Below are 21,211 nucleotides of genomic sequence, written 5' to 3'. Positions count from 1 at the left end.
TATCGCATAATATATTGAACGTATGTTCTAAAATTTTCTTAAAAATTTTTGTTTTTCGTAATATAATTTTTATTAATTTCGATATACCATAATAAAAACAAATATTTAATATGAAAAGACAACTAACCCTACTGGGGATGCTTCTTGTTACAGGAGTTTCCTTCGCACAGACTGATCGTCTTTGGTCTCAGGAAGTTTCAAGAACAGCTTCACAGCCTTTTGAAAACAAAACCAGCATCCGAAATCCCAAACTATTCAGCTTGAATATCAATGGATTGAAAAATGCTTTAGCTAAAGCTCCAAAGAGACTCGCAGTTGGCGAAAAATCTGAAGTCATCATTTCCTTTCCGAATTCTGATGGCAGAATGGAAAACTTTAAAGTCAAAGAAAATTCCAACTTCACTCCCGAATTAGCAGCCAAATACCCAGACATTAAATCTTATGTAGGCCAGGGACTTGAAGATCCTAACTCAACCGTGTATTTCAGCGTTTCTTCATTAGGACTATCATCCATGGAAATCTATGGTGATAAATCAGCAGTCTTCATTGAGCCTTATGCTAAAGATCTTTCTACGTATGTTGTTTACAAAAAATCTGACAAAAATGATGATCTTAGTAAATTTGAATGTACAGTAATAGATGTTGCTAAAAAAGGAGTATCCAATGCAAGTATTGCTGCAAGACCTAACGCTGACGACGCAAAATTAAGAACATTCAGATTAGCGTTATCTTGTACAGGAGAATACACTGCTTACTTTGGTGGAACAAAAGCTCAGGCTCTAGCTGCTATGAATAACACAATGACTCGTGTCAATGGTGTTTTTGAAAAAGATTTCGCAGCAAGAATGGTTCTTATTGCGAACAATGACGCTGTAATTTATACGAATGCTTCTACAGATCCTTATTCTGCAGCCTCAGGAATGAGCAGCTGGAATTCCCAATTACAAAGTACCCTGACATCTGTTATCGGAGAAGCTAATTATGATATCGGCCACTTATTCGGGGCTACCGGTGGTGGTGGAAATGCTGGATGTATCGGATGTATTTGTACCAATGGTTCAAAAGGAAGCGGTTATACTTCCCCTGCAGATGCCATTCCATCGGGAGATAACTTTGATATCGATTATGTAGCTCATGAAATGGGGCATCAGTTCGGTGGAAATCATACTTTCTCAATGAGCAATGAAGGAACGGGGGCTAATATGGAACCAGGGTCAGGATCAACAATCATGGGATATGCGGGAATTACCAGCCAGGATGTTCAGCCACACTCTGACGCATTTTTCCATGCAATAAGCATTCAGCAGATTACCAATAATATTAAAGCTAAAACCTGTTCAGTCAATACAAATACAGGAAACTCTATTCCAACAGCCAATGCAGGTTTAGATTATACGATTCCAAAAGGCACTCCATTTGTATTAACCGGAAGTGGAACTGATGCAGATGGTGATTCTTTAACCTATGTATGGGAACAGATGGATAATGCTTCCTCTTCGCAAACAGGAGCAAGTTCTGCTGCAAGTGCTACCAAAGCTTCAGGACCTAATTTCAGATCATGGACACCTACAACCGTTCCTATTAGATATTTCCCAAGAATGGCATCTATTCTAACTGGAGCTACGACTACTGCAGGTTCTGAAATTACAGTGGAAGCACTTTCTTCTGTAGCCAGAACATTAAACTTCAGATTTACTGTTCGTGATAACAAGGCTGGAGGTTCAGGCAACAATTCAGATGATGCTGTAATTACAGTAAACAGTACTGCAGGACCTTTTGCGGTTACTTCTCAGAACTCTGCAATTACTTATGCAGGAGGAAGTTCACAAACCGTAACTTGGGATGTAGCAGGAACTACAGCAAATGGAGTAAACACTGCCAATGTGGATATTCTTTGGTCTACAGATAGCGGAAATACATGGACTACCCTATTATCTGCAACGCCTAATGATGGTTCACAAGCTGTAACAATTCCTAATTCTTCTACTACTACAGGAAGACTTATGGTAAAAGGATCCAATCACATTTTTTTTGATGTAAATAACGCCAATATTACTGTAAATGCAGGATCTGGAACACCTGATACGATTGCTCCTACAGCACCAACCCTTGCGGCTTCAGGAACTACTTCTACAAGTACAAATCTTTCCTGGTCAGGAGCCACGGACAATGTAGGAGTGACAGGATACGATGTGTATTTGGGAGCTTCATTAATCGGTTCTACAGCTTCCACTACTTATACTGTGACAAGTTTAACTCCATCTACTACTTATAGTTTCTCTGTGAAAGCAAAAGATGCAGCAGGTAATGCATCATCTTCAAGTAATACAGTGAACGTTACAACACTTGCTGGTGGAGGAAATGTAACTTACTGTTCAGCTTCAGCATCCAATACCGCTGATGAAAGAATCGGTAATGTAAAATTCGGAACGATTAACAATACTTCAACAGGAACAGCAGGTTATGAAGACTTTACCTCTATTTCTACCAATGTAACAAGAGGAGGTGCCTATACACTTTCTATTACTCCTACGTGGACTTCTACGAAGTATAATGAGGCTTACGCAGTGTATATTGATTATAACGGAAACGGAAGCTTTGCAGACAGTGGCGAACTTGTTTGGTCTAAAGCAGGTTCCACAACAAGTCCGGTGACAGGATCAGTTACTATTCCATCGACAGCAACTCTTGGTGCAACAAGAATGAGAGTCATGATGAAATACAGCACAATTCCTACTTCATCTTGTGAGGCTTACACTTATGGGCAAGTGGAAGATTATACCGTAAATATTACTTCTTCAGGAAGAGGAGAACTTTCTAACACGAAAGATCTGATTACAGATATTAAATTATACCCTAACCCGGTAAAAGATATCATGTATATCTCCAATACAACTTCTGAAGATTACAAAATATTTGATATGGGTGGAAAAGTTGTTGACTCAGGAAAACTTCAGAGAGGGTCTGTGAACGTAAGCAATCTGATTAAAGGAGCTTATATGATTCAAATTGGAGAAATTTCAAAACGATTTGTTAAAAACTAATCACCACAAAAATTTTAAACGATGTGAAACTGCTCTACTATAGAGCAGTTTTTTTATTTACTTACATTCAGAGAGTTGTATTTTTTATTCAATTATTATTTTAAATTATTCTAAAGAAAAATAATATTTTAATAATATTTTCAGTAGTTTTGAATGATATAAAAGAATTCACGGCAACATGAAAAAACAATTATTAATGATGGGGATGCTGGCATTATCTGGCGTTTCTTTTGCACAAACGGATCGTTTATGGTCCAGAAAAACTCAACAAAACTCATCTTTAGTCTTAGAAAATATGAAAAGTATTGATGATCCAAGAATTTTTCATCTGGACATTAATGGATTGAAAAGTGCGTTGACAAGAACACCCAAAAGAGCAACGGAAAAATCATCGGTTATTATTTCTCTTCCCAATTCATCGGGAAAGATGGAGCGCTTTATAGTAAAAGAAAATTCAAATCTTGATCCTGAACTGGCTGCTCAATACCCGGATATTAAGTCTTATATCGGCCAGGGAGTAGAAGGTAAAACTTCAACAGTTTATTTCAGTATTTCTCCTTTAGGCCTGTCTTCTATGGAAATTTATGGTGATAAATCAGCTGTTTTTATTGAGCCTTACACTAAAGACCTTTCTACTTATGCTGTTTATAAACGTTCTGACAGAAAGAATGATCTGAATGATTTTGAATGTAAAGTACTGGAATCAGCTCAAAAAGGAACTTCTCATGTGAACACCGCTAAAAATGCTGATGATGCTGTTTTAAGGACATATAGGCTTGCATTATCCTGTACGGGAGAATATGCAACTTATTTTGGAGGAACAAAAGCTCAGGCGTTGGCAGCCATGAATAATACATTAACCCGTGTGAATGGTATTTTTGAAAATGACTTTGCCGCAAGAATGGTCTTGATTCCTAATAATGATTCTATAATTTATACTGATGCGAATACTGATCCTTTTTCACCATCCAATAAAATGAACAAATGGAATTTTGAACTTATGAATGACTTAAGTTCAAAAATAGGAAATGCCAATTTTGATATTGGTCATTTATTTGGTGCTACTGGTGGAGGTGGAAATGCCGGATGTATTGGCTGTATATGCAGTGATGATATGTCAACCTATAATTATATGGGAACTACTTATCCGGAAAATTATAAAGGAAGTGGATACACTTCTCCTTCTAACGGTATCCCTTCAGGTGATACTTTTGACATTGATTTTGTCGCTCATGAAATGGGACACCAGTTTGGAGGGAACCATACATTTTCATATACTACACAAGTTGGGCTACAGCCTGTAGAACCAGGTTCAGGATCTACTATTATGGGATATGCAGGAGTTTCCCCTTATAATGTACAACAAAATTCAAATCCCTTTTTCCATGCCAGAAGTATTGAACAGATAACCAATACCATTAAAGCAACCACCTGTTCTGTAAATACTCCTACAGGAAATTCAATTCCTACGGCCAATGCAGGAGCAGACTATACCATTCCTAAAAGTACACCATTTGTACTGACAGGTTCAGGAACTGATGCTGATGGAGATTCACTTACCTATATCTGGGAACAGATGGACAATGGAACCTCTTCCCAAACAGGAAGTAATTCTGTAGCTACAGCTACTAAAACTGCCGGACCAACATTCAGATCATGGGTACCTACAGCTTCACCAATAAGATATTTCCCTCAAATGGGTAGTATTCTAAAAGGATCAACAGAAACCCGAGGAGAAGAGATAAGAGTTGAAGCCCTATCTTCAGTTTCAAGAGATCTGAATTTCAGATTTACAGTTAGGGATAATAAATTAGGTGGTGCAGGAAACAATTCTGATGATGCTAAAATAACGGTTAATGCTCTTGCTGGACCATTCCTTATTACGTCTCAGAATGATGCTGTATCTTATGTAGGAGGAACTTCCCAAACAGTGACTTGGGATGTAGCTGGAACAACTTCCAATAATATCAATACTGCCAACGTAGATATTCTTTGGTCTACAGATAACGGAGATACCTGGACTACTCTATTAGCGGCTACTCCTAATGATGGTTCGGAAGCTGTCCTGATTCCGGATGTTGCTACCAATTCAGGAAGAATTATGGTAAAAGGAAGCAACCATATCTTCTTTGATGTGAATAATGCTAATATTTCTGTAACTACTAGTGAGCTGTCTACATCGGAAACTCAATTGAAAGGCTCTACAGAAATTAAATTGTATCCAAATCCGGTGAAGGATATCTTAACCCTTTCAAATACAGGATCAGAAAGATTTAAAATCTATGATATGTCCGGAAAGCTTGTTATTGAAGGCTCTCTTCAAAATGGAACGGTGAATGTAAGCAGGCTGGTAAAAGGAAATTATGTAATCCAGATTGAAAAATTCTCCAAAATGTTCATTAAAAACTAAATCCAATTCAAATATAAATAAAAAGACTGCTCTAAGAGTAGTCTTTTTCATTTGATCCCTGTACCAATTTTAAATATATTATCATTTAAAAGGCTAACATTCATTGAATTAATCACAACAATAACGTTTTATTAAAAATAATATTACATGTAATTATATTTTTAATTAAATTTATCACTCAATATTATTCTTTTATTGTACCGTTATCCGTTTGTATTTAGGGGAAGCTTTTCAAGCGCTTTTTTAACAATGGATCTTGCTCTATTCTTTTGAGTTCTTTTTTCAATGTGAGAAACTATTCATCCTATTGAAAATAAACCATTTTTATGTTTAAGAAAAACGGCACAGATGTAAAAGATAATCTTCTATACCTAAGCTTGACATTGGTCTGCATCCCTGATAATACCTATTTAATTTTCACATAATTTAATTTTTTTATATGAAACATTTATTTAAGTACTTCTTTTTTCTGGCCATTGCTTCATTTTCAATAGCTTGTAGTTCTGATGACAGAGAAGAAGAAATCGTTATCCAACCGAGCCCGGTTAAAATTGTATTTTACAAAAGTGCGGATGATTTTGCCACCAGTTATGATCCTGATAACAAAGTAAGTCAAACCGTCAGAATTCAGGCATTTGACCTATACAAACAGGGAAATTGGAAAGAACTGGAAAAACTATTTCAGACAAATAACCTGAACGGCGGTTGGCCACCAGCAAACGGAGGATACAATATTGTAGATGATGTCGCAATACAAGCCGGTCAAAAATATGACAGGTACAGCGGTGCTGTCGGGAGTTATAACGGCACCGGAAACCCAACATTGGGAGGAAACTTTACCAGCCCAATCATTAATGGGTATGTGTATACTTTCGCAGAAAGAGCTTTGAATCAACCTGAAAACAAATATGATTTCTATTACCAGATCGACGTTCTTAATGCATTACCTTTTAAATCTCAGACGGCAGATATCATTCCTTGGTTTAACCAGGTTGGAAACGGAAAACAGACTATGTGGAAAATTCCTATCGATATCAATACCGGATTTCCGAAAACTTGGAATAAATTAGCATCAGAAGGGTATATAAAAATTACCATTAAAAAAAGCCCTAGTGGAAAATATCCTAACCTGGAAGGAACCGTTATTCAAAACTAAATTAGATTCAGATGTATTCAATATCAAAAAAGATAAAGATTGGTAAAAAAGCTTTAATCCAAAAAGACAGATTCATTAATGATGAGGCCATTCCGGCAGCAGTCACCCTATTTAGCTGCTGTGAATGTGGTCACGAAAATCGCATTGAAATATCACCTTATCAATCGGGATTTCCAATTCTTCAAATCTACCATGAAGACAAAGTACTATCAAAATCTGAGTTATTAAAGAATCAAATGATTACTGAAACATCACCGAGAATGCAGCATTACGGAGAATTAACGGTAAATGATTTGCCTACACTATATTTTGGAACCAGTTGTACATCCTGTAACACAAATTATATTTGCCTATTTAGCTATGGAGAAAAACAGCCGAGTTTAGAAATTTTAAATATCTCAGGGATCTGGGAGTATCAGGAAGTTGAATAATTGAATACCATCAGCATATTTTAAAACAAAACCACAATTATGAATTGTGGTTTTTTGATTGTCATTTTTAATCACAGATTAGCACGGATGATTACGCTTAAGAATACTTTATGGGCTATTAATCAATAGGATTTTAAAACTCAAAAACCTGTATTCATCTGTAGTTAAAAAAATTAATGATTCTTATTTTACCTCCTACATTTCCCAATTAGCAAATGGTTTTCTATCTTTGTCATAAATAAAAAATTTCATGGATAAAATTGATAGTTTGAACCAAGTAGCAGAATTCCATACTACTTTTAAAGCCCCTATTCTAGACACCCCACAAATTCCATCCCCGGAAAGATGTAACCTTAGAGTAGAGCTTCTACAGGAAGAACTTAATGAATTAAAGCAAGCCATTGCAGACAACAATATTGTAGAAATTGCTGATGCTCTTTGTGATCTACAGTATGTTTTAAGTGGTGCTGTACTGGAATTCGGACTTGGCAACAAATTTGTAGAGCTATTCAACGAAGTTCAGCGTTCTAATATGTCGAAAGCATGTGATAACGAAGAACAAGCTAATGAAACCGTTGAATTCTATAAAGAAAAAGACGTTGAATCTTTTTATGAGAAATCTGGTGAAAAGTTCAATGTGTACAGAAAAGCAGATCATAAAGTATTAAAAAACAAATACTACTCTCCTGCTGATCTAAAGTCAATTATTGAGAAATAAAATATGAAAAAATTTATTACCCATATTGTTGCCGCTTCAAGTTTATTTTTAGCTACTCAGCAGCTTAGTGCTCAAAAAGTAGTGGTTAACCGTGAAGTTACTACCGAGAAAGACGGTAAAATGCTTCTGGGCCATCAATTGAAAGAACAGTTTTTGAAAGCGCCTTATGCTGATTGGTATGTCAAGGAACATGATGAATATGCTCTGGATCAGAAAGCGATCAGTGAACTTAAAAAGAAAAAAATAGGCACTTATGATATTGTCGTTTTTATGGGAACATGGTGTGAAGACAGTCACAGAGATTTTCCAAGACTGATGAAGATTTTGGATGAAGTAGGTTATCCGGAAGGAAAACTGACTATTATTGCTGTTAACCGTAAAAAAGAATCTCCAAGTGGAGATGAATCTCTTTACAACATCCAAAAAGTTCCAACCATTATCGTGAAACAATATGGAAAAGAGCTAGGCAGGATTATAGAAATGCCTACCACTGGATATATTGAAAGAGATTTAGTTGAAATTCTGAAAAAGGATAACTCATCTGTAATTAAAGAAATTTTTAAATAGATTTTGAGAAATTATAAACCAATTATATCGTTTGCAGCCGGTGCCGGTGTTATGGTCCTTTTGTTCTTTGGACTTAAATCCTGTCTTAATCTTGGGAAGAAAACGGAAAAGTCGGATTATTATATCCTGACTAATCAGATCTCCAAAATGAACAAGATGGTGGTGATAGAACAAAACAATTCTAGCATGCAGAAAACCAAAATGGGCTATGAATTTATGGGCAAGGAAGTTTCAAGTAACAGTATCATTACCTTTACCAAAACCAGCGCACAGGTTTCTTATGATCTGAATAAAATGAAGATTGAAGTAGATTCCATCAACAAAAAGCTGGTGATCACTGAACTTCCTGATGCAGACATAAAAATTATACCTAGCGTTGAGATTCAGTCTCTGGATGATTCTTTTTTTAATAGAATTTCTGAAAAAGACATTAAAAACGTTACTGCAAAAGCTAAGGAAACTGCGATTAAATCTATTGATCAAAATCAGCTGAGAACTGAGGGGCGTAAGCAATTAATGGAAAATCTTGATAATATTTTTGTTTTGGCAAAGGCTTTGAATTATACTATAGAAGATAAGACCGGAAAGATCGGTATTCTTGGACTCTAAAAATTCAGACAATGGACTCAAAAGGAAATAACAAGAAAAAGGAATCTGCCAACACTGCAGAAACTCAAAAGCAAAATCAGGATTTCCAGAATATTCCTGCTTCGTCGAAAAAGGTTAATCCCCCAGACATTGATAAAGAAGACATTCAAAAGGCTTCCAAAAACAAATCGGGAAAAACGGATAATACAAAAGAGTAACATAAATCATTGAAATTCATTTTTCTTATTGATTTAAAATATTTCAGAAAATAAAATCGAAAGGATCTGTCTCTTATGAGGCAGATCCTTTCTTCTAACTATCTATCTAAGTGAACTATAAATCTATACAATGGTGGATTTTCCAATTTTTACATTCTCGAAATTATAATATGATTTCTCGGAATATTTAATATGGTCTGCAATAAAGCTTCCTACTTCGCTCGTAGAATAATATTGCTTAGTATTAAGGTCTATTGTAACATATTTGTTTTCAATAGCGTGTTCTACAGACTGTCTCAGCTTATTGGCAGCAGGCTGTAATCCAAGATGATCAAGCATCATCGCCACGCTTAAAATAGAAGCTATAGGATTAGCAATTCCTTTTCCTTTAGCCTGAGGGTAAGAACCGTGAATAGGCTCAAACAAGGCATTCTTCTCTCCTACTGATGCTGAAGGAAGTAATCCGATAGATCCTCCAATCACACTCGCTTCATCAGAAATAATATCCCCGAACATATTTTCCGTCAAAATGACATCAAACTGTTTAGGATTAAGGATCAACTGCATGGCTGCGTTATCTACAAACATATAGTCTAATTGTACATCGGGATATTCAGAAGCGATTTCCTGACAAATCTTTCTCCATAATCTTGAAGTATCCAAAACGTTGGCTTTATCAATTAATGTCAGCTTTTTATTTCTTTTCTGTGCTTCCTGAAATGCCATATGAGCAATTGGAAGAATATCTTCTCTGCTGTATTTGCACACATCATAAGCATAAGCACCTTCCGGATCTGTAAATTTCTCACCGAAATAAATTCCGCTTACCAATTCTCTGAAAATTTGAATATCAGCTCCTTCAATGATTTCTCTTTTAAGCGGGCTTTTTTCAATCAGGGAAGCATACGTTTTTAAAGGACGGATATTGGCAAATAATCCTAATTCTTTACGAAGTTTCAATAACCCTTGTTCTGGTCTTACCTTAGCTTCAGGATTATTGTCAAATGCAGGATCTCCTATCGCTCCAAAAAGTACAGCATCTGATTCTTTACAAATCTTAAGTGTTTCTTCAGGTAACGGATCTCCAGTTTTAAAAATAGCTTCCGCCCCAACCAGCCCATAATCGAATTCAAATTTGTACTGAAAAGCTTCCGCTATCACATCCAAAATTTTCATGCTTTCGCTGATAATTTCCGGCCCGATTCCATCTCCTGGAAGAACTGCGATTTTAAAATAATTGTTGTTCATTTTTTTTCTGTGTTTTTAGTTCAAATTCTGTGATCGCCTGTTTTTTGCTGATTAAAAAATCAATATCGTCATAGCCATTCAAAAGGCATATTTTCTTATAAGAATCCAATTCAAAAGTTTCGGTGGTTTCTTTAAAACTGATAGATTGCAATTCTACATCAATCGCAATTTCATTGTTTGGACTTTCATTAATTCCCTCTAAAATTTCTTTTAAAAATTCTTCAGAAACTTTTACAGGAAGAAGACCGTTATTTAAAGCATTTCCCTTAAAAATATCAGCGAAATAACTGGAAATAATTACCTTGAATCCATAATCTGTTAATGCCCAGGCAGCATGCTCACGGCTGCTTCCACATCCAAAATTATTTCCCGCCACTAAGATTTCACCTTCAAATTTTGGATTATTCAGAACAAAATCAGGATTAGGTTCATGAGTATGAATATTATACCTCCAATCTCTGAACAGGTTTTCACCAAACCCTTTTCTGTCAATACTTTTTAAGAATCTTGCCGGAATAATCTGATCCGTATCTATATTTTCTGCCGGCAATGGAACGGCACTAGATTTTATAATAACTAATTTTTGCATGTACTGTTTTAATTTAAACTTTCAAAAGCTGAAATTCTACCTTCTATAGCAGCCTTTGCTGCTGTAAGTGGGCTTGCCAGAATAGTTCTTGAACCTTGCCCCTGTCTTCCTTCAAAATTTCTGTTGGAAGTAGAAACACAATATTCCCCTTCCGGAATTTTATCATCGTTCATCGCCAGACAAGCTGAACATCCAGGCTGACGGATCTGGAATCCTGCCTCGTTAAAGATTTTATCCAGACCTTCTTCATAAATTTGTTTTACCACTTGCTGAGAACCGGGAACAATTAGAGCTTTTACAGCTTCAGATTTGCTTTTACCTTTGATATACTGAGCTGCAGATCTGAAATCTTCAATTCTTGCATTCGTACAACTTCCGATGAATACATAATTAATTTTTATACTGGATGGGGTTTGTCCAGCTTCAAGTCCCATATACTGTAAAGCTTTCGCTTCAGATTCATTTTGAGGTACAGGAATCGTTTCATGAATTGAAATTCCCATTCCTGGATTCGTTCCATAAGTGATCATTGGATAAATATCTGCAGCATCGAAAGTAAGTTCCTTATCAAAAACAGCATCTTCATCCGTCTTCAAGGTATTCCAATAGGCCACCTTTTCATTCCAATCTTCTCCTGTTGGAGCAAACTCTCTTCCTTTTACGTATTCAAAAGTAGTTTCATCAGGAGCGATCATTCCGCCTCTTGCTCCCATTTCAATACTCATATTGCAAACGGTCATTCTACCTTCCATTGACATTTCTTCAAAAACATTTCCGGCATACTCACAGAAATATCCTGTTCCGCCGTCTGTTCCTATTTTTGAAATGATGTAAAGAATAACATCTTTAGATTGAACATTCACATTAAGCTTACCATTTACGATAATCCTCATCGATTTAGGCTTGTTAAGCAACAGGCATTGGCTGGCAAAAACCTGAGCTACCTGACTGGTTCCGATACCAAAAGCAATGCTTCCAAATGCCCCATGAGTTGATGTATGGCTATCACCACAAACAATGCTCATTCCTGGCTGTGTAATCCCAAGTTCGGGAGCAATGATGTGAACAATTCCTTGATATGGATGTCCCAATCCAAATAATTCAATATTATTTTTCTGACAATTTTCAGTCAATTGCTGAACCTGGTTTCTTGATAATTCATCACGAATTGGCTCTTCCTGGTGAAGCGTGGGTACATTATGATCTGCAGTAGCTACAATCTGATCTGGTCTGAATATCTCCAGATTTCTGGATTCAAGTTCTGCAAAAGCCTGTGGGCTGGTTACTTCATGGATCAGGTGTTTATCTATATAGATGACTTGTGGCCCATCAGGAACAGTATCTACCACATGTGCATCCCAAACTTTATCAAAAAGTGTCTTTTTATCGTTGTTCATTTTTACTTTATCTTTGAATTAAATCAAACCCTATCCTATTTTTCTGCTGCATGTTTCCATGATCAATGCCAGATCTTCATTGCCTATCTCCTTTTTAAGGTCTGCTATTTTTAAGAATTCCTGATATAGATAATCCAGTTCATCTTTGGTAACATCATGACCAATATGCTTAAAACGATAAGCTAACGCCGAGCGCCCGCTTCTTGCAGTAAGAATGATAGAAGAAGCATTGACACCCACTTCAGCCGGATCAATGATTTCATACGTTTCCCTATTTTTGATGACACCATCCTGATGAATTCCTGAACTGTGAGCAAAAGCATTCGCCCCTACAATTGCTTTATTCGGCTGTACAGACATTCCCATCAGATCAGATACCATAGTGCTCATTGCATTCAACATGATAGCATTAACGCCTGTGTACAAATTCAAATGTTTATGTTGCTTCAAAATCATGACGACTTCTTCTAATGCCGTATTACCTGCTCTTTCTCCCAATCCGTTAATCGTACATTCAATCTGACGGGCTCCATTGATCGCTCCGGAAATAGAATTGGCTGTTGCTAACCCTAAATCATTGTGGCAATGGCATGATAACACTGCTTTTTCAATCCCTTTTACATTTTCTCTCAGATATTTAATTTTCTGTCCGTATTCTTCCGGCAAACAATATCCTGTAGTATCAGGGATGTTGAGTACAGTAGCACCAGCCTTAATGACAGCTTCGCAAACTTGTGCCAGATAAACATTATCTGTTCTTCCTGCATCTTCTGCATAAAATTCTACATCTTCTACATATCTTTTGGCATATCTTACTGCTTCTGCAGCACGTTCTATGATATTTTCTCTTGTTGAGTTGAACTTATATTTGATATGTGAATCAGAAGTTCCGATTCCTGTGTGTATTCTTGGTTTTTTTGCAAACTGTAAAGCTTCTGCAGCAGTATCAATATCTTTTTTGTTGGCTCTTGTCAATCCGCATACTTTTGCATTTCTTACGAGTTTTGAAATTTCAGAAACAGATTCAAAATCTCCCGGACTGGAAATCGGGAATCCTGCTTCAATGATATCAACTCCCAGTTCATCAAGCTTTTCAGCAATAATCAGTTTCTGTCTTGTATTCAATTTACATCCAGGAACCTGTTCTCCATCTCGCAATGTGGTATCAAAAATTTCAATTTTTTCGGAATTCATAAATGAAGTTTTTTACTTAATTTTGGTTCAAAACTACAGCTTGCAATATTTTTTCGTTTTCAGTTTTTCAGAAAATTACAATATTCAATAGTTGAAGAAACAATCATATATCACTGATATCTAATTATTTAAATTTTAAAAATTTACAATGGCAGAATTGCAGAAAGATTTTTTGTTTGTATTGGTAAAGTCATTGACGACTTCCGAAAAACGACAATTTAAGCTGTACGTAAACCGTCTCGGAATTAATGTAGATGCTAAATTTTTACTTCTTTTTTCTGAAATGGATAAAATGAAGGAATATGATGAAAGCATCATTATTGAAAAGAAAATATCTACTAAACAGCAACTTTCCAACCTTAAGGCACACCTTTACAAACAAGTATTGGTAAGCTTACGAATGAACCCAAGTCATCAAAACTACAGGATCCAGCTGAGAGAACAATTGGATTTTGCAAATATTCTGTATCAAAAAGGGCTTTATAAACAAGCTTTGAAGATACTCGATAAAACCAAACAATCTGCCCTGGAATTGGATGAAAAGAGTATTGCCTCAGAGGTGATAGACCTTGAAAAAGTAATTGAATCTCAGTTTATTACAAGAAGTATTGAAGGACGTGCTGAGGAACTCATCAGACAGTCTCAGGAATTAAGCAAACAAAACCGGTATACGACAAAATTATCCAATCTTTCTCTGAAGTTATACAGTGAAATGCTAACCCACGGATATGTAAAAAATGATGCAGACCGTGAAGAAGTTTTGGAAGTCTTCAATGCTCAAATTAAAAACATAAGATTTGACAAGCTGAATTTTACTGAAAAACTATGGTACTTTAAGGCCCATGTCTGGAAAAACCAATTGCTTCAGGATTATAAATACACCTTGAAGTATGCCTATCAATGGGTAGACTTATTTCATAAAAATCCGGAAATGATTTTCAGTCATCCGGTTTGGTATATTAAAGGAAATACATACTTGCTGAAAATCCTGTTTCTATATGGGAACATTGATATTCTGGAAGAGAATTTCGAGGAATTTAATATAAGAGTGAATGCTGAAAATTTTGCTCAGAATGAGAACCTTCAGTCCCTAATCTTTCTTACCCATTATAATACGCTAATGAATATTCACTTTGTAAAGGGTGAATTTTTTACAGGAACAAAGCTTATTCCTGAAATTGAGCTGAAAATGGAAAAGCTTCGTGAACGAATTGACGAACACCACTTTATGATTCTTTATCTTAAAATGGCTGCCATGTTTTTCGGAAGTAAAATGTATAAAAAAGCTATTGAATACTCTATGAGGGTCATAGAATCTAAGGGAAATGTACAGGAAGATCTCCTCTTTCATACAAGGATACTGATTTTAATGTCCAAATATGAATCCGGAAATGATGAAGATTATGATGAATTCATTACTTCTACGCTGAAGTTTGCTAAGAAGATGAAAAAACCTGAAGAATTTCATTTTGAAAGCATTCAGTTTTTTAAAAATGTAAATAATCAGTTACCAGATCAAAGACAGAAGGCCTTTGAAGTTTTTGATAAGAAGTTAGAAGATTTTTCTCATAATGAATACTATAGAAGATCGTTATTTTATATTGACATCCATGGGTGGATAAAATCTAAGGTTCACAATGTGGATGTAATCGAGATTATCAAACAGAAAGTAAAGTATAAAAGAAAGCATTAAATAAGATCACATAAAAAGCTGTTTTACTGCATTTTATTTCATGTAAAATAAAACATACAATCTATTTTCTTTTTAATATAATTTCACAGATTTAGGTATTAACACGTCGCTCCTCAGGAGCTTTCTTTTTAAAGCACTTCATTTTTTCTACTATCAGTAGATCCCGATGGGATCAAATCCAGCTCCAAATAGGAGCTAGCTGTTAATAGGAAGTATTTGGTTTTAAAATTAGAGCTCCTGAGGAGCGACCTGTTGTAATTATGCATTGATTTAATCAGATAAGAATAATTTTATTTATACATATTCTCTATGAAATCCAATGCATTTTTGTGACTGATCTTTTCTAACAATTCGGAAAAGAACCTTTTTTCAATTTCTTTATTAATCTCCAGATAAACTGATGCATTGGAGTGTTCTTCAAAGAAAAACGGATGACGGGAAGTATCCGGGTGATCTTTCCAATAGAAATAGTCTGCTCCATAGGCAATACTGTTTTCTCCACCCAGATCTAATCCATATTGGATATGTTCATATAATCTTTCGGGCTGCTCAAGATCAATATAATCTTTGATAAAATTGAGACCAATTAGTCCCTTTCTATTAATAACTTCTTTTGCCAATTCATCAGGAAGATTTCGGTTATTTTTATAAATGGCCCTGTAATTGGAATGGCTTGCCAGAATAGGAATTGAATAGTTTCTCTGGTCTATATAGCTGAAAATATCATAAGCCAACTGATCACTTGTGTGAGCCAAATCTATAGCAATTTTCCTGTCTGCAATATAATCAATCAAAACTTTTCCATCTTCTTTTAGTCCGGCAGTAGCACTATTTCCACCACCGAAACGATTTTCTAAATGGTGGGTAATTCCAATATAAAGCACTTTCTGAGTATTTTCAATAATAGTTTCAAGATTCTTAAATCCTGACTCCAGACTTTGGCTTTCATCACAGAAAGCAGATGCATTTTCAATGGATGCAATAACTCCTACCCGGTTTTCATTCTCCGGATTTTTATAGTTTCCATTTTCAAACAGGAAAAAGTTTTCATTTTTAATGAGATTTGAAAACAATTCGCTTTGCTGCAATCCATAAGTCGTACTTCCTTCACCGGTTCCGGCATACATAGCCATTACCTGAAGTTTTACATTTCCTTCCTGTAAATAAGGCAGCGAACATCCAAGTTCTTTATCATCAATTGTTGAGTTTGACCTTAGTAAATGATATAACAGGTCACAGTGTAGATCAATGTTTATTGTATTCATAGTAGCAGGCAATTTATCGTTTTTATTTCTTGTTTTGATCTAATGCATTATTGATAAATTCAATATTTGTTTTTTCAAAAACCTCTAACAATTGAGGAACAAAGTCCCCAAATTTCTTGTATTTTTTTCTGTTGGAATTATATTCTTTTACCTTTTCCTCTAATAAGGGAAGGAAGATAAAATTGTTTTTCAAATGATAGTCTTCAAGTTTTTTAGCTCTTTCAAAATCTTTCTGGATTTTTGCAGTCTGAATTTCACCAAGCCTAACTAAATGTTCAGCTACACAGGTCTGGTAATCTCCATATCCTCCGGTTTTTATCATAATCTCCTTTAAATTTGACTTTTCAAATAAATCCTTGAATTTTTCAAGTTGATCTTTATGGGGATATACTTCTTTATTAACAAAGGAATGCCCAAACTCATGAACACTTAGGAACCTTGCCTGAAACTGGTTATCATATCCGAACTGTCCTTGTTTTTCAGCTCTTACAAACGGACTTGCTATTTCATAAATATCTGTTTTACCGGATTTAGAAATTATATTTGTTCCAATCCCTCTTCCTTCATGATCTTCTATGGGCCACATCATCATGGGAGAAATCAGAATGGTATAGGAATCAAAACGTTCACCATAGAATTGTTCCATTGCATCAGTAAATCCAACAGGAATATGTCTATAATACTCAGCTTCTCCTCCTTTATAAAAGGCTTTGTTTTCAATAAAAAATTGCCCAATATTTTCTTTTGTATAAAATTTTGAAAGCTCGGAAAGATAATTTTTAATTAATTGAGTTGCTTCTTTGTTCTGTTTCTCCGTTAAATTATTATTATGAAACTGATAATCATTGATCCATTCTGTGGCTGGAAATTCCTTGTGATACATTAGCGGTTTCATCAAAACATCATTTCCAGAACCGTATTTTTCCATTAGAATATCATTAATTTTTGCTGTTGCAACGGCAATCTCTGAGTTTTTCAGATGCTCATATTTTTTCAATACATTATTTACAATAGGTTGATAAACAGAACATTCTTTTATTTTATAAAGTTCAAAATCTTTATTGTTTTTCCGGTGTTCTGCTGATAGAATTTCTGCAAGAAAATAAGTCTCAACATTTTTATTGTAATCAACGAAAAATTTAGATGTTTTTTTCTGTGAAAAACTAAATGTGGAACTCAGCGAAACTAAAATAAACAGTGCTTTTTTCATTGGTAATATTAATTCTCATTCTAAATAGTTGCTAATATAGTATTTTATGTAAAAAATGCGTATTTTTGCATCTTAAATTTTTTAGTAAACAATGATAAAAATTACACTTCCAGACAATAGTGTCAAAGAATTCGAGGGAGCAGTTACTCCTCTAGATGTGGCAAAATCTATAAGCGAGGGATTGGCTAGAAATACCATTTCCGCAATTGTTAATGATAAACAAGTAGAAATAACCACACCTATAACCACGGATTCTACGGTACAACTTTTGACCTGGAATGATGATCTTGGAAAGAAAGCGTTCTGGCATTCTTCTGCCCACCTTTTGGCACAGGCTATCCTTGAATTTTATCCTAATGCTAAATTGACTATTGGTCCGGCAATTGAAAACGGATTCTACTATGATGTGGATTTCGGGGATGAAAGCTTATCTGAAAAAGATTTTGAAAAGATTGAAAAGAAAGTTCTTGAAAATGCAAAGAAAGGATCAACGTTCTCTTTATATCCGGTTTCTAAAGAAGAAGCTTTAAAGACCTATGCAGACAACCCTTACAAAGTAGAACTAATCTCTAATCTGAATGATGGGGAAATCACTTTTGTAACTCACGATAACTTCACCGATTTATGTCGTGGAGGGCACATTCCGAATACAGGAATTGTAAAAGCTGTTAAAATTTTAAATGCTGCAGGAGCGTATTGGAGAGGAAATGAAAAGAATCCTCAATTAACAAGAGTTTATGGTATTTCTTTCCCTAAGCAGAAAGAGCTTACTGAATATCTTGAAAGATTAGAAGAAGCTAAAAGAAGAGACCACAGAAAGCTTGGTAAAGAGCTTGGTATTTTCGCATTCTCTGAAAAAGTAGGTGCTGGTTTACCTCTTTGGTTGCCAAAAGGAACTGCTTTAAGAAGAAAATTGGAAAATTTCCTTAGTGATGCTCAGAAAAAAGGAGGATATGAATTTGTAATGTCTCCACACATTGGAGCTAAAGAACTGTACGTAACTTCCGGCCACTGGGATAAGTATGGAGCAGATAGCTTCCAGCCGATCAAAACGCCGAATGAAGGAGAAGAATTCTTATTGAAGCCTATGAACTGCCCGCACCACTGTGAAATTTACAAAACCTCACAATGGAGCTACAGGGATCTTCCTAAAAGATATGCAGAATTCGGAACTGTATACAGATATGAGCAAAGTGGAGAACTTCACGGATTAACAAGGGTTCGTGGATTTACTCAGGATGATGCTCACTTATTCTGTACTCCGGATCAGCTTTCTGAAGAATTTGAAAAAGTAATTGATTTAACGCTTTATGTTTTCAAATCACTAGGTTTTGAAGATTTTGTAACTCAGGTTTCTTTAAGAGATCCTGAAAACAGAGAAAAATATATCGGTTCTGATGAGAACTGGGAAAAAGCAGAGAGTGCCATTATCAATGCTGCTCAGAAGAAAGGTTTAAAAACAGTTGTTGAATACGGTGAAGCTGCATTCTATGGCCCTAAACTTGACTTCATGGTGAAAGATGCATTGGGAAGAAAATGGCAACTTGGAACGATCCAGGTAGATTATAACTTACCGGAAAGATTTGATCTTCACTATATTGGAAATGATAACGAGAAGCACAGACCGGTAATGATCCACAGAGCGCCTTTTGGTTCTATGGAGCGTTTTATCGCAATCTTATTGGAGAATACTGCCGGAGATTTCCCATTATGGTTGAGCCCAGATCAGTTTATTATTCTTCCAATCAGTGAAAAGTATGTAGATTATGCAAAAAAAGTTTCACAATTTTTGGAAAATCACGATATTAGCGGTCAGATTGATGACAGAAACGAGAAAACGGGTAAAAAGATCCGTGATGCTGAATTAAAGAAGATTCCTTTCATGCTTGTAGTAGGAGAAAATGAAGAAAAAGAAGGCACGATTTCTGTAAGAAGACGTGGTGAAGGAGATCTTGGAGTAATGAATCTGGACGATTTCGCAGCTTACTTCAAAAAAGAAGCAGCCATTTAAAAAAATAAAATCAAAGTATTGGGAACCAATAATAGCGTTCTCAATACTTTAATCTAATAAATAAGTAGTTAACCAATAAAATTATAATACAATAGCACAAAGATTTAACAACAGGGGCCCACAAAGACGTCCTGTACAGGAGGACTTACACTTGATCAACGATAAAATTCGTGTGAGAGAGCTTCGTTTGGTGGGCGATAACGTAGAGCCGGGAATTTATCCAATTGACAAAGCAAGACAGATTGCGGCGGAACAAGAATTGGATCTAGTAGTAATTTCTGACAAGGCAGAACCTTTTATTGCAAGAGTATTGGAATATAAAAAATTCTTATACGAGCAAAAGAAAAAACAGAAGGAACTTAAAGCTAAGCAAGTAAAAGTGGTAGTAAAAGAGATTCGTTTCGGACCTCAGACTGATGACCATGATTATGAATTCAAAAAGAAGCATGCTGAGAAATTCCTTGAAGAAGGTTCTAAATTGAAGACCTACGTATTTTTTAAAGGACGTTCGATCATCTTTAAGGATCAGGGAGAAATCTTACTTTTAAAACTGGCTCAGGAACTAGAGCATGTTGGTAAAGTAGATCAGCTTCCTAAACTTGAAGGAAAGAGAATGATTATGATGATGAGTCCTAAAAAACCGGCAAAATAATTCAATCATTATTTTACATATAAAAACCTCAAATTACTTTGAGGTTTTTTTATTAAAGTTTTCATGGTATTGTTTCATCAGAAATAGAAAGAGGGGTTATATGGACATCATTTGTATTTGTTCCCCCCTTTCTACAGGCTATTATTAGTTCTTATCCTTCAAAATTGCCACAGTCATGCTCTTTAAAATGAGGTAGTGCTTCTTTAGTGGTAAAGTATTTTGCTATTCTTTTATTATTTAATTCGAGTTTTTGACCTTCTACAACCAATTCATAAATGGGTGCTTTATCAATTTGAGTTAAAATATAGGTTCTGTCTGACGTTTTCAAAATAGTTTTGTTTCCTTCACCAGAAGTAGTGAGATTATTAATTTCAAAGACATCTTTTTCATCACATATGTTCGTCCATATTATTCTATTCTTGGTTATGGATAAACTTGCTAAATCGCATGAATAACAATTGCCAGAGAACTCTATACCATATTTTTCATACACGTTTGTACTTTTAGTTTCCAATACATCAATAGGAACCAATGCTAAAAAATCACTTGGTACTTCTATTTTTGAAATCGTATTCTTTTCCAGGGCTAGCTTAGTAACTGTATCTGTTTTTGAAGCTGTAAAACCTGTTTTGTCCACTTTTTTTTCTGGGGTAGGTGAACAGGAGGCTAACAAAGCAATCGCAACTGAAAAGCTGGTTATTATGTTTCTCATGTACATCAATACTTAGTTTTATCTTCTGCAAAATTGTCCAAAATATAGGATTCAATATATCCCTGTTTTCAGCCATTTTTCATCCATAATCAGAGGTTTTATTGGCTC

Annotated in this window: 18 protein-coding genes; 11 read left to right on the top strand and 7 right to left on the bottom strand. The window is 35.3% G+C overall.

The window, feature by feature from the left end; translation table 11 throughout:
• Positions 1–110: 110 nt before the first annotated feature.
• The 8 genes from EL260_RS13305 (at position 111) to EL260_RS13270 (ending at position 9,132) form a co-directional block, all read left to right on the top strand.
• The gene (locus EL260_RS13305) at positions 111–3,044 is read left to right on the top strand and encodes a reprolysin-like metallopeptidase (protein WP_123855811.1); all 2,934 of its coding nucleotides are present in this window, start codon (positions 111–113) and stop codon (positions 3,042–3,044) included.
• Positions 3,045–3,222: 178 nt separating this feature from the next.
• Positions 3,223–5,454, top strand: a complete 2,232-nt coding sequence (locus tag EL260_RS13300; protein ID WP_123855810.1) for a reprolysin-like metallopeptidase — start codon at positions 3,223–3,225, stop codon at positions 5,452–5,454.
• A gap of 439 nt (positions 5,455–5,893) precedes the next feature.
• Positions 5,894–6,610 (top strand): glycohydrolase toxin TNT-related protein, encoded by a 717-nt coding sequence (locus tag EL260_RS13295; RefSeq protein ID WP_123855809.1) that lies wholly within the window; start codon positions 5,894–5,896, stop codon positions 6,608–6,610.
• Positions 6,611–6,621: 11 nt separating this feature from the next.
• Positions 6,622–7,041, top strand: a complete 420-nt coding sequence (locus EL260_RS13290) for a hypothetical protein (protein WP_123855808.1) — start codon at positions 6,622–6,624, stop codon at positions 7,039–7,041.
• A gap of 250 nt (positions 7,042–7,291) precedes the next feature.
• A complete protein-coding gene (locus tag EL260_RS13285; protein WP_045496588.1) occupies positions 7,292–7,759 on the top strand; it encodes a pyrophosphohydrolase domain-containing protein in 468 nt (155 codons plus the stop codon).
• Between the two features lie 3 nt (positions 7,760–7,762).
• Positions 7,763–8,326, top strand: a complete 564-nt coding sequence (locus tag EL260_RS13280) for a TlpA family protein disulfide reductase (protein WP_123855807.1) — start codon at positions 7,763–7,765, stop codon at positions 8,324–8,326.
• Positions 8,327–8,329: 3 nt separating this feature from the next.
• Positions 8,330–8,935: a DUF4230 domain-containing protein gene (locus EL260_RS13275; RefSeq protein ID WP_123855806.1), complete on the top strand. Its 606-nt coding sequence runs from the start codon at positions 8,330–8,332 to the stop codon at positions 8,933–8,935.
• Positions 8,936–8,946: 11 nt separating this feature from the next.
• A complete protein-coding gene (locus EL260_RS13270) occupies positions 8,947–9,132 on the top strand; it encodes a hypothetical protein (RefSeq protein WP_123855805.1) in 186 nt (61 codons plus the stop codon).
• 123 nt (positions 9,133–9,255) lie between these two features.
• On the opposite strand, the gene leuB is transcribed toward EL260_RS13270, so the two are convergent.
• Genes leuB through EL260_RS13250 form a run of 4 tightly spaced genes read right to left on the bottom strand, consistent with a single transcriptional unit; the run spans position 9,256 to position 13,560 of the window.
• Positions 9,256–10,380, bottom strand: coding sequence for a 3-isopropylmalate dehydrogenase (gene leuB, locus EL260_RS13265; RefSeq protein ID WP_123855804.1), 1,125 nt, complete (start codon positions 10,378–10,380; stop codon positions 9,256–9,258).
• The gene (leuD, locus tag EL260_RS13260) at positions 10,361–10,969 is read right to left on the bottom strand and encodes a 3-isopropylmalate dehydratase small subunit (RefSeq protein ID WP_123855803.1); all 609 of its coding nucleotides are present in this window, start codon (positions 10,967–10,969) and stop codon (positions 10,361–10,363) included. Before leuD ends, leuB begins: the two co-directional genes overlap by 20 nt.
• 8 nt (positions 10,970–10,977) lie before the next feature.
• On the bottom strand, positions 10,978–12,366 hold the full coding sequence (gene leuC / locus EL260_RS13255; RefSeq protein WP_123855802.1) for a 3-isopropylmalate dehydratase large subunit: 1,389 nt from the start codon (positions 12,364–12,366) through the stop codon (positions 10,978–10,980).
• Between the two features lie 30 nt (positions 12,367–12,396).
• Complete coding sequence (locus tag EL260_RS13250; protein ID WP_123855801.1) at positions 12,397–13,560, bottom strand: 2-isopropylmalate synthase; 1,164 nt, start codon at positions 13,558–13,560, stop codon at positions 12,397–12,399.
• A 148-nt stretch (positions 13,561–13,708) separates the two neighbouring features.
• On the opposite strand from EL260_RS13250, the gene EL260_RS13245 reads away from it, so the two are divergent.
• Positions 13,709–15,253: a hypothetical protein gene (locus EL260_RS13245; protein WP_123855800.1), complete on the top strand. Its 1,545-nt coding sequence runs from the start codon at positions 13,709–13,711 to the stop codon at positions 15,251–15,253.
• A 290-nt stretch (positions 15,254–15,543) separates the two neighbouring features.
• Here EL260_RS13245 and EL260_RS13240 read toward each other — a convergent pair whose 3' ends face one another.
• Together EL260_RS13240 and EL260_RS13235 are read right to left on the bottom strand one after the other, a co-directional pair.
• The gene (locus tag EL260_RS13240; RefSeq protein ID WP_123855799.1) at positions 15,544–16,518 is read right to left on the bottom strand and encodes a dipeptidase; all 975 of its coding nucleotides are present in this window, start codon (positions 16,516–16,518) and stop codon (positions 15,544–15,546) included.
• A gap of 22 nt (positions 16,519–16,540) precedes the next feature.
• On the bottom strand, positions 16,541–17,728 hold the full coding sequence (locus tag EL260_RS13235) for a DUF4932 domain-containing protein (RefSeq protein ID WP_123855798.1): 1,188 nt from the start codon (positions 17,726–17,728) through the stop codon (positions 16,541–16,543).
• Positions 17,729–17,819: 91 nt separating this feature from the next.
• Here EL260_RS13235 and thrS point away from each other — a divergent pair, with 91 nt between their 5' ends.
• A complete protein-coding gene (gene thrS, locus EL260_RS13230; protein ID WP_123855797.1) occupies positions 17,820–19,739 on the top strand; it encodes a threonine--tRNA ligase in 1,920 nt (639 codons plus the stop codon).
• A 151-nt stretch (positions 19,740–19,890) separates the two neighbouring features.
• Positions 19,891–20,391, top strand: coding sequence for a translation initiation factor IF-3 (gene infC, locus EL260_RS13225; protein WP_027372223.1), 501 nt, complete (start codon positions 19,891–19,893; stop codon positions 20,389–20,391).
• Positions 20,392–20,542: 151 nt separating this feature from the next.
• Here infC and EL260_RS13220 read toward each other — a convergent pair whose 3' ends face one another.
• Positions 20,543–21,103 carry a hypothetical protein gene (locus EL260_RS13220; RefSeq protein WP_123855796.1) on the bottom strand — a complete coding sequence of 187 codons (561 nt, stop codon included), beginning with the start codon at positions 21,101–21,103 and terminating at the stop codon, positions 20,543–20,545.
• Positions 21,104–21,211 lie beyond the last annotated feature (108 nt).

The organism is Chryseobacterium nakagawai (assembly GCF_900637665.1).
Classification (GTDB): domain Bacteria; phylum Bacteroidota; class Bacteroidia; order Flavobacteriales; family Weeksellaceae; genus Chryseobacterium; species Chryseobacterium nakagawai.
This window is presented reverse-complemented; position numbering and strand designations above follow the sequence as displayed.